The following is a 12,270-nucleotide window of genomic DNA, read 5'->3' as shown; positions in this document are numbered from 1 at the left end:
GAGGAACCCCGGCGTGCTCGGCGGCGGTGGAGGACGGTGCTGGCCGGAGCCGCCCCGGCTCAGGTAGCAACGGCTCGATCTGCGACCACAGTTCATCCGAGACGACCCACGGACGCGACTCTCTCTTCCCCACGAACAGATCGACGAGCATCCAAGCCGACGGTCACATCATCAGTGACTTCTGTTAGGACCTCTAAGGACAGAACGCCGGAAAGAACCTGGTCGACCCGCTCCCGGTCGATCTCCTCGGCCAAGTGCCGATCAGCACCGTGGCGACCGCGTTCCCAGCGGCCCAGGTACTTGAACTGGGTCTAGACGTTCAGCCCGGCGATGATCCGCATCATGACGAAGAGCACCAGGAAGATGAACGGCGAAAAGGCTGACTCGACGTCAGGCCGCGGCTGGTCCCGAGGTCCGAGTGCCGGACGGAGCGGACCGCGCAGGGTGGAAGCGGTAGGTGTCTCCGTGCGAGACGTAGTGGAACTCGGTGGCGACCGATGTCCGGGCGGCCGCCTGCTGGAACTCCTCGAGCCCCGAGAGGAACACCGAGAAGTCGTTGTAGTGGATCGGGACCGCCGTCCTCGGTTCGACGATCTCGATCGCACGCACCGCCTGGGCCCCCGTCATGGTCACCACCGTCCCCAGCAGGGTGGTGCCGCCCGCGTGCACGAGCGCCAGGTCGATGTCCGGATACCAGCGGGGGATGTCGTACAGCCGCTCGTGCAGCAGGGTGTCGCCGCTGATGTAGAGGCGGAAGCGGCGCTCGTCGGCGAGGCTGAAGTCCAACATGCTGCCCATCACCGGGGGAAGCATGCCCGCGACGTGGTCGGGCGCGTGTTTTCCGGGCATCGAGGTCACCCGGAGGCGGGCGTCCCCCCTGACGAGGTCCACCGACTCCCAGGTGTCGAGGGCGTGCCCGCGGGTGAACCCCTGCTCGCGCAGCAGGCCCACCGCGTGCTCGTTGGTGATGATCGGCAGTTGCTTGTCGAGTTCCCGGGCCGCCACGTCGTCGAAGTGGTCACCGTGGTGGTGGGAGAGGACCACCGCGTCCAGCGGCGGGAGATCGCCGATCTGGCAGGCCGGTTCCACGTTCCGTCGCGCGTAGATGCCGTGCCCGAGGTGGACGTGTTCCCCCGCGTGCAGGAACGCCGGGTCGGTCAGGATGGTGAATCCGGCGTACCGGATCACCGTGGTGGCGTTGCCCACGAAGTAGAGCTCGCCCGCACTGAAATCCGCCTTCGGCCCCGCCGGCAGCTCGATCCCCACAGCCGTCCACCTCCGTACGCCTCGCGGGCGGGTCCGGGCTGCCCGCGGTCTGGAGCGAGCGGAACCGCGCCGGGTCCATCTTTCGGTGTGTTGTCGTCGCACCGCGGGTCCGTGGGACGCCCGCGCGGCCGCCGAAGCCTCTCTGAGCCGGAGGGGGCGGCAGATCCCTTTCAGCGTAGGGCCCACCGAACCGGCGCGCGACACGTGCCGGTCCCGGCCGCCGCTCCCGCTGCCGCTCTGTGATCCGTGGGCCACCCAGGGTTTTCAGCGCCGTTGCGGGGTACGAGCCCTTGGTGGTGTGCTGGTCGAGTCTTTCCGGTCCAACGAGTGTCTTCCTCAGGCGATCCTCCCTGGTGGTGGGGATGGTGGGGGGACTGCTGCCCGTCTGGGCCGTCCCGGGGTGGCTGTTCGGCTGGGCTTGGGCCGCGCTGACGGTGGGCGTCATCGCCGCCTACGCACTGCTCTGCCCCATGGGTTCCCCCTGCTTCGGCGTGCTGCCGTTGTTCGGCGTCCTCCCGCTGATGGTCGGGGGGTTCGCGCTGCTGGCGTACGCCCTCGGCGTCGAGTTCACACCGCAGCACTGCGATCCCTACGTCGAGGAGTGCGTCGCGATCGGCGGTGGGGATCCTTACGAGGTCAGACGGGGACAGGAGGACGGCTTCTGGATCGCGAGGCTGTTCGCGCTGTGCGCCGCCGTCGCCCTGATCTGGGCGGGAGTGCGGGTGGCTTGGTCGTTCCTCGTCTCGTACCGGGACCCTTCACGGCCGGCGCTCGTGATCAACCGGGCAACAGGCAAGGAGGCCCGGCGACATCAGGCTGACCGAAGAGAGCGACGGGACCGCGAGTTGGAGGAATGGGCGGACGAGCTCCGTCGGAGGTCTGACTGAGCCCGGGAGCGGGACCGGACGTCTCCCCCGCTCCGCTGCCCACGGCCGGAAAATCCCTGCTCAGGGCCGCCCCAGGCGGATCGGAATCACCGACGGGTTAGCATATGAGCGCCACCTAGCTCGAAAGATAATCCTGTGACTCTGAACGACGGCGTGTTTGCCGACTGGAAGCACCGCGAGGAGATCGCGGAGTCGATGATCCCGATCATCGGGAAGCTGCACCGGGAGCGGGACGTCACGGTCCTGGTCCACAGCCGCTCCTTGGTGAACAAGTCGGTGGTCAGCATCCTCAAGACCCACCGGTTCGCCCGGCAGATCGCGGGTGCGGAGCTCTCGGTGACCGAGACGCTTCCGTTCCTGCAAGCCCTCACCACGCTCGATCTCGGCCCCTCCCAGATCGACATCGGCATGCTCGCCGCGACCTACCGGAGCGATGAGCGCGGTCTCTCGGTGGCCGAGTTCACCGCCGAGGCCGTCGCCGGTGCCACCGGCCCCAACAAGATCGACCGCCGTGAGCCGCGCGACGTCGTGCTCTACGGGTTCGGCCGCATCGGCCGCCTCCTCGCCCGGCTGCTCATCGAGAAGGCCGGCTCCGGGAACGGTCTCCGACTGCGCGCCATCGTCGTCCGCAAGGGTGCCGGTCAGGACATCGTGAAGCGCGCCTCGCTGCTGCGCCGGGACTCCATCCACGGCCAGTTCCAGGGCACCATCACGATCGACGAGGCGAACAGCCGGATCATCGCCAACGGCAACGAGATCCAGATGATCTACTCGGACGACCCGACCCAGGTGGACTACACGGCGTACGGCATCAAGGACGCCATACTCATCGACAACACCGGCCGGTGGCGCGACCGCGAGGGGCTTTCGAACCACCTCCGCCCCGGCATCGACAAGGTGGTGCTGACCGCGCCGGGCAAGGGCGACGTCCCCAACGTCGTCCATGGCGTCAACCACGACATGATCAAGCCGGACGAGCGGATCATCTCCTGCGCGTCCTGCACGACCAACGCGATCGTCCCGCCGCTGAAGGCGATGGCCGACGAGTACGGCGTCCTACGCGGCCACGTGGAGACGGTGCACTCGTTCACCAACGACCAGAACCTGCTGGACAACTACCACAAGTCCGACCGCCGCGGCCGCTCCGCGCCGCTGAACATGGTCATCACCGAGACGGGCGCCGCCTCCGCCATCGTCAAGGCGCTGCCCGACCTGAAGGCCAAGATCACCGGGAGCTCGATCCGGGTCCCGGTGCCGGACGTCTCGATAGCGATCCTCAACCTCCAGCTCGGTCGCGAGGCCGAACGGCAGGAGGTGCTCGACTACCTCCGGGACGTCTCGCTGACCTCGCCGCTCAAGCGCCAGATCGACTTCATCACCGCCCCGGACGCGGTCTCCAGCGACTTCATCGGCTCGCGCCACGCCTCGATCGTCGACGCCGGCGCCACCAAGGTCGAGGGCGACAACGCGATCCTCTACCTCTGGTACGACAACGAGTTCGGCTACTCCTGCCAGGTGGTCCGGGTCGTCCAGTACGTCTCCGGGGCCGAGTACCCGACCTACCCTGCTCCAGCGGTCTGATCCGGGCCGGCCGCACCACCGCCGGACGCCCGCCGATGCGCTCCGGCGCAAACACGCCGACCCGCACGAAGACGGTGAGGGCCGCCACTGAGTGGCGGCCCTCACCGCTGTGAACCGGCACCCGCGCGGATCGGCACCCGCGCGGATCGACGCCCGCCCTCCGGCGGGCCGGCCGTGGGCGCGGACGGGCGCTCACCGCCGACACCCGCGCCCCGCCCTTCAGAACCGCGGGCAGCGCCCATCCCCCCCTCAGGTGGTCGGCACGGCCACCGGAGCCTCGTCGTGCTCGAGGAGCCGGTCGGCCGCGTCTCGGGCGACCGCCAGGACCTGCTCGTCGCCCAACTCCAGCCCCCGGCCAGCGAGGAAGGCGAAGTTCAGCGAGAGCACGGCCATCCGGATGCGGAGTCGCCGCTCGGGCGGGGCGTCGGACTCGGTGATGGCGGAGAAGAGCGCCTCGATCCGCTCGGCGAGGTTCTCCCGCCCCGGATGGAGATCCCGGACCACGCTGTGGTTCGCGATCATGAACCGGGCCATCTGGAGACCGTTCGTACGGAACAGCCCCATCCAGCGCTCGACCACCTCTCGCCGGAGCTCGGGGGTGGCGGGCCTGCCCGAGGCCCAGTCGATCAGCTCGTCCAGCGCTTCGAGGTGGTACCTGAGGAGCGAGCGGACGATGTCTTCCTTGTTCTTGAAGTGGTAGTAGAGGGCGGCCTTGGTGATGCCGAGGCGCTCGGCGATCTCGCGCAGCGAGGTGGCCTCGTAGCCCTGCTCGCTGAAGAGGTCCAGGGCCACCTGTTGGATCTCGGCCTTGGTCTCGTCGCCCCGGCGCTGCCCCGAGCTCGCCATCCTCCGCCACCTTCTCCACACATCGACCCGTACGGCCTGGTCGCCCCGGCGGGGCCGACCCTCGGTTGTAAGCTTACCGGCCGTTAAGTAACCTGTCTTCTCGGTCTGCGTCCACAGACGGCGGACCGACATCGCGGAGCATCCCAAGGACGGATTGAACACCCCATGAATGCCACGGCAAACCAAACGGAGGCCGGGTCTCCACTACGGCTCACCCCCCGGGAGATCCTGGTCACCATGAGCGGTCTGGTGATCGCCATGCTGCTCGCGATGATGGACAACATGATCGTCGCCCCGGCCCTGCCGACGATCGTCGGTGACCTGGGCGGCCTCAACCACCTGGCCTGGGTCGCGACCGGCTACATCCTGGCCACCACCGTGGCCACCCCGCTCTGGGGGAAGCTCGGTGACCTCTTCGGCCGCCGCGCCACCTTCCTGTCCGCCGTGGCCATCTTCCTGGTGGGCTCCGCGCTGTGCGGCATGTCGCAGGACATGACCCAGCTCATCGGCTTCCGGGCGCTCCAGGGCGTGGGCGCCGGCGGCCTGATGGTGGGCGTGATCGCGATCATCGGCGACATCATCCCGCCGCGGGAGCGCGGCAAGTACCAGGGCGTCATGATGGCCGCCATGCCCGTCGCCATGATCGGCGGACCGCTGGCGGGCGGGTTCATCACCGACCACCTGTCGTGGCGGTGGGCGTTCTACGTCAACCTCCCGCTGGGCGTGGTCACGCTGCTGGTCTGCTGGTTCACCCTGCGGAAGCTGCCCCGTGGCACCGGCAAGGCCACCATCGACTGGGGCGGCGCGGCGCTGCTCTCGGTCTGGATCACCGCACTGGTGCTGGTGACGAGTTGGGGCGGCAGCGAGTACGAGTGGTCCTCCCCGCAGATCCTGGGCCTCAGCGCGGTCGCGGCGGTCGGTCTGGCGGCCTTCATCCTGACGCAGCAGCGGGTCAAGGAACCGATCATGCCGCTGAGCGTCTTCGGGCACCGCAACTTCACCCTCGCCGGTGTGCTCAGCTTCATCACCGGTTTCGCCATGTTCGGCGGCGTGACCTTCCTGCCGCAGTTCCAGCAGTTCGTTCAGGGTTCCTCGGCGACCAACAGCGGTCTGCTGCTGATGCCGATGATGATCGCCTCCATGGTGGTCTCGCTGGCCGGCGGTCTCATCATCAGCAAGACCGGCCACTACCGTCCGCTGCTGATCGTCGGCAGCGTACTGATCACCGCGGGACTCGGGCTGATGGCCACCATGGGGCTGGACACCACCAAGGGGACCACCTCGCTCTACATGGTCCTGCTGGGTGCCGGGATGGGCTGCATGATGCAGACCACCATGCTCATCGCGCAGAACGACGTGCCGATGCGCGACCTGGGCGCGGCCACCGGTGCGGCCACGTTCCTGCGCAGCATGGGCGGATCGCTGGGTGTCTCGATCCTCGGGGCGATCTACTCCCGCACCCTCCTCGACAAGATGGACTCGGCCGGCGCCGCGGGCCCGGCGGGCCAGACCCGGTCGGCGACGGAGATGACCCCGGAGGCCCTGCGCCAGCTGCCGGACGGCCTCCGGCGGCTGTTCCAGGAAGGCGTCACCTCGGGTATCGGCTCGCTCTTCGCCGCCGCGGCCGCGGTGGCCGCCGTGGGCATCGCCGTCTCCTTCTTCATCCGTCATGTGCCGCTGCGCGGCTTCGGATCGGCGCAACCCGCCGAGGCTGGCGGGCCGGAGGGCGCCACGCCCGCCGAGGCCGCGGTGCCCGCCGAAGGCACGCCGACCGCTGAGGACGTCGGGAAGGGCACGGCCAGGCAGGCCGGAGTCACCGGCTGACGGTCCGGGCGCCCCCACCGAGGGGCGCCCGCCGTCTCCCGCGAGCGGAACGCGGAGAGGGTGTCCGGCCCGCCGCCGCGGCGGTACCGTCGCTCCGGACACCCGACGTCTCGAGCATGGAACCGGGGGCACTTTGATCGGCCGTTTGCAGTGTGTCGTGCTGGACTGTCCGGACACCGGGGCACTGGCGCGCTTCTACGCGGCCCTCCTGGGCGGTGAGGTGGACCGTCCGGACGCTCGGTGGAGTCTCGGCCCGGACTGGTCGACGCTTCACACCCCCGACGGGCTGGTACTCGCCTTCCAGCGGGCGGAGGACCACCGGCCGCCGAGCTGGCCGGATCCGAGCCGCCCCCAGCAGAGCCATCTCGACATCGAGGTCGCCGACCTGGACGCGGCCGAGGAGCGGGTCCTCGCCCTGGGGGCCACCACGCTCGACGCCAGTCGGGGCTGGCGGGTCTACGCCGATCCGGTCGGTCACCCGTTCTGTCTCCTGCCGATTCCGGCAGGGCTCTCCGGCTGAGCGACAGCTGTCGTCCGATGCGCTGATCGCAAGCCGGGCGAGCCACGTACCGCACCTACCGGCGCTCCCGGCCTACGAGGCGGGAGGGCGCCAGCCGGCGACAGATGTCGGAACGCGTACCGGAGCCGGCCACGGGGCGGAGCGTACCGAGGGCGGCGCTACCGGGCAGTCGGCGCGCCCCGCCCCGGGCCCCGGTACGGGTCACCGAGGCAGCCGTCAGCCCTGGCCGAGAGCGCGCTCGGCGGCGGCGAGGATCTCGCTCACCCGCAGGCCGAAACGGACGTCGCAGGCGTGCGGCCGACCGGTGGCCACCGAGGAGAGCAGCGCGTCAACCGCCCGCTGGAAGGCCGTGACCGGTCCCACCCGCCCGCCCGGCAGGGTGGTCGTACCGTGCTCTCCCCGGAGTTCGGCGGTGACACCCTCGGCCGCGGCCGGGGCGGTCAGGCTCACCGTCGCCGTACTGGACGCCCCGCCCTCGTGCCGGAAGACCAGATGGACGGTGTCGGCCGGTCCCCTGGCTGCCGCCACGGAGTCGAGGTCGCGGACGTCACCCAGCGCGGGCAGCAGGATCGACAGGGCGTGCGGGGCGATGTCCCACAGGGCGCCCTTGTCCCGCCGCCAGGGCGAGGCGGCGAACGGGCTGGGGACGGCTCCGGGAGCCGGCTCGGCGAAGACCGAACCCAGCCACTCGGCACGGCCGGTGAACCAACCGCCCCTGGCGGACTGCGATTCGAGCCAGTCAGCCGTGGCGGGGTCGAACCGGAGGGTGAAGAAGACCACCGACGAGACGCCGGAGCGGCCGACGGCGTCCACCACCTGTCGGGCCTCCACCGTGGTGGTGGCCACCGGTTTGTCCAGCAGCAGGTGGCGGCCGGCCTCCGCTGCCCGGGCGGCCAGCCCGGCCTGCACGGACGGGGGCAGGGCGATGCTGACGGCGTCCACATCGGCGATGAGGGCGCCCGGGTCGTTGTAGGCGCGGGTCCGCAGGGTGGTGGCCAGCGCCTCGGCCGCCTCCGGCCGACGGCCCCAAACGCCGGTCAGCTCCACTTCCGGATGGGCGGCCAGTCCGGGTCCGTGCACCCGCTCCGCCCACGGCCCGGTGCCCAACAGTCCTATTCGCATCCGACTCCCCTTCCGCTGCGATCGTATGGATGGATTATCGACCGGACGGTGGCCCCACCGCCCTGGCCGTCCGTTGTCCGGACGGCGTGCGGCTCGCCCCGTGTCCTCCTGACGGCTCATCGGTGACGGGGCATCAGGACCACCGACGAGCGTGCCCCGTTGCCCGTCTCCGGACGAGCCAATAACGTGCGACCTCGAACAGTCAGCCGCCGAACACCCAGCCATCGAACATCACGGTTGTCACCGACCGATACCGAGTGGAGTCATGTGACGGCCCTCTCCCGGAGGATGCTGTTGGGCACGGCCGGAGCCTTGGGCGTCGGCGCGGCTCTCAGCGGCCAGGCCCCCGCCCGCGCCGACCATCCCGCCGAGCCTTCTCCCTTCGACGTCGCTCCGGCGCGCTCCGCACTGGAGCGGCTGCTGCCCGACCACAGCGAGCAGTTCCGGCTCCACCCGCTGCCCGGTGCGGGCGACGGAGCCCTGGATCGCTTCCACGTCACCGGCGGCGCCGGGCGGATCGAGGTGTCGGGCAGCAGCCCGGCGGTGCTGCTCACCGGCGTGCACTGGTACCTCAAGTACGTCTGCCGGGCCCACATCTCCTGGGCCGGCAGCCAGCTCGACCTGCCGCGCCGGATGCCGGCGCCCGGCGAACCCCTCGTCCGCTCGGCCACCGTCCCGGTCCGCTTCGCCTTGAACGACACCCATGACGGCTACACCGCCCCCTACGCCGACTGGCCGCACTGGGAGCGGCTGATCGACGTCCTGGCGGCGCACGGCTGCAACCAGGTGCTGGTCACGGCAGGTCAGGAAGCGGTCTACCACCGGGTGCTGCGGGACTTCGGCTACACCGAGGCCGAGGCGCGCGGCTGGATCCCGGCCCCGTCACACCAGCCGTGGTGGCTGTTGCAGAACCTCAGCGGCTACGGCGGCCCGATCAGCCCCCGGCTGCTCGCGAGACGCACCGGCCTCGGCCGACGGATCGTGCGCCGGCTGCGGGAGCTGGGCATGTCCCCCGTCCTGCCCGGCTACTTCGGGACGGTTCCGGAGGACTTCGCCGAACGGAACCCCGGGGCCCGCACCATCCGCCAGGGCGACTGGGCCGGGTTGCCGCGGCCCGACTGGCTCGACCCGCGCACACCGGAGTTCCGTGCGGTCGCCGCCGCCTTCTACCGCCACCAGAGCGAACTGTTCGGCTCGGTCGACCACGTGAAGATGGACCTGCTGCACGAAGGCGGCGACCCGGGCGACGTCCCCGTGCCGGACGCCGCCCGCGCCGTCGAGGGCGCCCTGCGCGCGGCGCGCCCGGAGGCGGTCTGGGTGATGCTCGGCTGGCAGGACAACCCCCGCCCGGAGCTGGTCGACGCCCTCGACAAGGACCGGACGCTGATCGTCGACGGCCTCTCCGACCTGGAGGCGGTGACCGACCGGGAGACGGACTGGAACGGTACTCCGTACGCCTTCGGCACCATCCCGAACTTCGGCGGGCGCACCACCATCGGGGCCAAGACGCACCTGTGGTCCGGGCGGTTCGCGGAGTGGCGGGACAGGGCCGGCAGCAGGCTCGTCGGCACCGCTTACCTGGCGGAGGGCGTGGGGCAGGACCCGGCCGCCTTCGAACTCTTCAGTGAACTGGCCTGGCGGCAGGAGGCGGTGGAGCGCGGACGGTGGTTCGCCCGGTACGCCGACTTCCGGTACGGCGGGGCGGACGAGCGGGCCCGGGAGGCCTTCGGGGCGCTCTGCGAGACCGCCTACCGGATCAGCAGCGCGGACGGCCGCCCGCACGACAGCCTCTTCGCCGCCCGTCCCAGCCTGACCGCCCGATCCGGTACGCATTACGCCACCCACTCCCCCGCCTTCGATCCCGCCGCCTTCGATGTGGCCTTCGCCGCGCTGCTCGGTGTGGCCGCCCCGCTCCACGGTTCGGACGCCTACCGGCACGATCTGGCCGACACTGCCCGGCAGGCCCTCGCCAACCGCTCCTGGCAGCTCCTGCCGCAGCTCCGCACCGCTTTCGAGCGGCGGGACCTGGCGGGCTTCACGGCACTGAGCGAACTCTGGTTGCGCCTGATGCGGCTCAGCGAGGAACTGGCGGGCACCCATCGGAGCTTCCTGCTCGGCCCCTGGCTCACCGACGCCAGGCGGTGGGGCGGCGACGAGGAGGAGTCGGCGCGGCTGGAGCGGACGGCACGCACGCTCATCACCACCTGGGCCGACCGGCCGACGGCCGACGGCGGGAAGCTCGCCAACTACGCCAGCCGGGACTGGCACGGCCTCATCGGGGACTTCCATCTCCCCCAGTGGAGCGCCTACCTGGCGGAGCTGCGGGACGCCCTCGCCGAGGACCGGCCGCCCGCCGAGTTCGACTGGTACTCCCTGGAGGAGTCGTGGACCCGGGAGCGGAAGAGCTATCCGACTCGGCCGGTCGGTGACGGTCTCCGGACGGCGCGCCGGGTGCACGATGTGCTGGCCGGCGCGCCCTACCAGGGGCGGGTGGAGGTGGCGGCAGAGCCCGCCGCGCTGCCTCCCGGGGGAGCCGCCACCGTCTCCGCGGTCTTCCACAACACCAGCGGCCTCTCGGCCACCGGACCGGTGGACTTCGTCCTCACCGCCGCCGGCACCGAGCCCGAGCCGCGGGGACCCGGTTCGCTGCCGGGCGTTCCGGCGGGCGGTGAGGGCGTCGTCCGCTGGCGGTTGCCCGCCCCCGGCGGGCAGCCGAGCCGGCCGCTGGATCCGCTGCCGTACGAACTCGGTGTGCGCTACGGCCCGCTGGGCGGGCCGCGGGTCCGGGTGGTGGAGACCGGCACGCTGTACGTGGCGGGCCCGCCGGGCCCGGGTTGGCGGCGGTTCAACGACAACGACGCGGTGTTCGGCGAGTTGGCGGGACGGTTCGCGATCGACGGCGGCGGTGCCGACCTGTGGAAGGGCACCGCGGAGTTCGGCGCCCTCTACCGGCCGGGAGCGGTGTCCGCGGGCACCGCGGTGACCGTGCGGGTGACCGCCCAGGCGGCCACCGCGCCCTGGGCCCGAGCGGGGATCGTCGTACGGGACGAGCTGGCAACCTCCGGCTCCACCGGCTTCGTCAATCTGGCGGTGACACCGGAGAACGGCGTGGTGCTCTCCTACGACTCGGACGGTGACGGTGCCCTGGACGCCTACCTGCGGGTGACGGGGGTGCGCGCGCCGGTGCTGTTGCGGCTGGTGCGGGCCGACGGGCCGACCGCTTACACGGGTGAGTTCTCGCAGGACGGCGGGGCGCGCTGGCGGACCGTGGGCACGGTGGCCCCGGCCGGTGCCGGGCGGCGGCAGGACGCGGGGTTCTTCATGACCGCCGGTAACGGCGGCGGCGGCACCCGTGGCCTGGTGGAGTTCAGCGACTGGGCGATCTCGGCCGCCGGCGGGTGAACGGCCGTCAAGGACCCGGCGGCCTGGCGGGATGATCAGACGGGGGCGGTGGAGGAAGACCCTTAGGGTGTCGCCATGGCAACCCGGATACGCCGCAGGATGGGTGTCCACGAGCGGCGCGAGCAGCTGATCGCCGTGGCGCTGGAGCAGTTCAGCCTCCGCTCCCCCGAGGAGGTGTCCGTCGACGACATCGCGGCGGCCGCCGGGATATCCAGACCGCTCGTCTACCACTACTTCCCGGGTAAGCACGGCCTCTACGAGGCGGCCGTGGGCCGGGCCGCGGAGGATCTGGCCGACCGCCTGGTGGAGCCCGCCGAGGGGCCGCTCGGCAGCCGGCTGCTCCGGGTGATGAACCGCTACTTCGACTTCGTCGACGATCACGGCCCGGGGTTCGCCGCGCTCCTGCGGGGCGGCTCGGCCGTCGGGTCGGAGCGGACCACCGCGATGATCGACGGGGTCCGCCAGCGGGCCTACGAGCAACTCCTGCGCCATCTGGAGATCTCCGAGCCGGGGCCGCGCGTCAGCCTGTTGGTTCGTTCCTGGATCGGCTTGGCCGAGACGGCGGCGCTGACCTGGCTGGAGGGGTCCGGGATCCCGCGTGAGGAGCTGGAGTTGCGGCTGTGCTACGACTTCCTGGCGCTGGCCGCGGTGAGCGCCGCACTCGACCCGGAGGCCGGCTCGGTGGTGCGGCGCATCCTGGCCGAGGAACCGCCCGACGGCCCCTCCCAGGCGCTGCTGTCCCAGCTGGCCAGGGTGGGACGGGAGAGTCTGCCCGGACCTGCCTCCGGTTCCCGGCCGCGTGCGGCGCGCGCCTGAGGGGCG

At 71.2% G+C, this 12,270-nt stretch carries 9 protein-coding genes; 6 read left to right on the top strand and 3 right to left on the bottom strand.

The window, feature by feature from the left end; translation table 11 throughout:
- Positions 1-390 precede the first annotated feature (390 nt).
- Positions 391-1,266, bottom strand: coding sequence for an MBL fold metallo-hydrolase (locus BGP73_RS02600; protein WP_069811733.1), 876 nt, complete (start codon positions 1,264-1,266; stop codon positions 391-393).
- A gap of 362 nt (positions 1,267-1,628) precedes the next feature.
- On the opposite strand from BGP73_RS02600, the gene BGP73_RS02595 reads away from it, so the two are divergent.
- Together BGP73_RS02595 and BGP73_RS02590 are read left to right on the top strand one after the other, a co-directional pair.
- Positions 1,629-2,153 carry a hypothetical protein gene (locus BGP73_RS02595; RefSeq protein ID WP_139134519.1) on the top strand — a complete coding sequence of 175 codons (525 nt, stop codon included), beginning with the start codon at positions 1,629-1,631 and terminating at the stop codon, positions 2,151-2,153.
- A gap of 135 nt (positions 2,154-2,288) precedes the next feature.
- Positions 2,289-3,734, top strand: a complete 1,446-nt coding sequence (locus tag BGP73_RS02590; RefSeq protein WP_069811731.1) for a glyceraldehyde-3-phosphate dehydrogenase — start codon at positions 2,289-2,291, stop codon at positions 3,732-3,734.
- A 249-nt stretch (positions 3,735-3,983) separates the two neighbouring features.
- Here the strand turns inward: BGP73_RS02590 and BGP73_RS02585 are convergent, their stop codons facing one another.
- The gene (locus BGP73_RS02585; RefSeq protein ID WP_069811730.1) at positions 3,984-4,580 is read right to left on the bottom strand and encodes a TetR/AcrR family transcriptional regulator; all 597 of its coding nucleotides are present in this window, start codon (positions 4,578-4,580) and stop codon (positions 3,984-3,986) included.
- A gap of 165 nt (positions 4,581-4,745) precedes the next feature.
- Between BGP73_RS02585 and BGP73_RS02580 the strand changes: the two genes are divergently transcribed.
- Positions 4,746-6,404, top strand: coding sequence for an MDR family MFS transporter (locus BGP73_RS02580; protein WP_079127140.1), 1,659 nt, complete (start codon positions 4,746-4,748; stop codon positions 6,402-6,404).
- Positions 6,405-6,537: 133 nt separating this feature from the next.
- Entirely contained in the window at positions 6,538-6,924 is a 387-nt protein-coding gene (locus BGP73_RS02575; RefSeq protein ID WP_069811729.1) for a VOC family protein, read from the top strand.
- A 216-nt stretch (positions 6,925-7,140) separates the two neighbouring features.
- On the opposite strand, the gene BGP73_RS02570 is transcribed toward BGP73_RS02575, so the two are convergent.
- Complete coding sequence (locus BGP73_RS02570) at positions 7,141-8,046, bottom strand: Gfo/Idh/MocA family protein (RefSeq protein WP_069811728.1); 906 nt, start codon at positions 8,044-8,046, stop codon at positions 7,141-7,143.
- Between the two features lie 267 nt (positions 8,047-8,313).
- Between BGP73_RS02570 and BGP73_RS02565 the strand changes: the two genes are divergently transcribed.
- Both BGP73_RS02565 and BGP73_RS02560 read left to right on the top strand, forming a co-directional pair.
- Positions 8,314-11,448 (top strand): alpha-N-acetylglucosaminidase, encoded by a 3,135-nt coding sequence (locus BGP73_RS02565; protein WP_069811727.1) that lies wholly within the window; start codon positions 8,314-8,316, stop codon positions 11,446-11,448.
- Positions 11,449-11,523: 75 nt separating this feature from the next.
- Positions 11,524-12,264, top strand: coding sequence for a TetR/AcrR family transcriptional regulator (locus BGP73_RS02560; protein ID WP_079127139.1), 741 nt, complete (start codon positions 11,524-11,526; stop codon positions 12,262-12,264).
- Positions 12,265-12,270 lie beyond the last annotated feature (6 nt).

The sequence above is a fragment of the Streptomyces sp. TP-A0874 genome (genome assembly GCF_001748085.1).
GTDB lineage: Bacteria > Actinomycetota > Actinomycetes > Streptomycetales > Streptomycetaceae > Streptomyces.
Note: the sequence above shows the minus strand (reverse complement) of the source record. Positions and strands in the feature narration are given on the sequence as shown.

Bases quoted from the DNA above. Each gene is read 5' to 3' on its own strand.
- BGP73_RS02595 (WP_139134519.1), top strand. From the start codon at position 1,629: ATGGTGGGGGGACTGCTGCCCGTCTGGGCCGTCCCGGGGTGGCTGTTC.
- BGP73_RS02585 (WP_069811730.1), bottom strand. From the start codon at position 4,580: ATGGCGAGCTCGGGGCAGCGCCGGGGCGACGAGACCAAGGCCGAGATC.
- BGP73_RS02580 (WP_079127140.1), top strand. From the start codon at position 4,746: ATGAATGCCACGGCAAACCAAACGGAGGCCGGGTCTCCACTACGGCTC.
- BGP73_RS02570 (WP_069811728.1), bottom strand. From the start codon at position 8,046: ATGCGAATAGGACTGTTGGGCACCGGGCCGTGGGCGGAGCGGGTGCAC.
- BGP73_RS02560 (WP_079127139.1), top strand. From the start codon at position 11,524: ATGGCAACCCGGATACGCCGCAGGATGGGTGTCCACGAGCGGCGCGAG.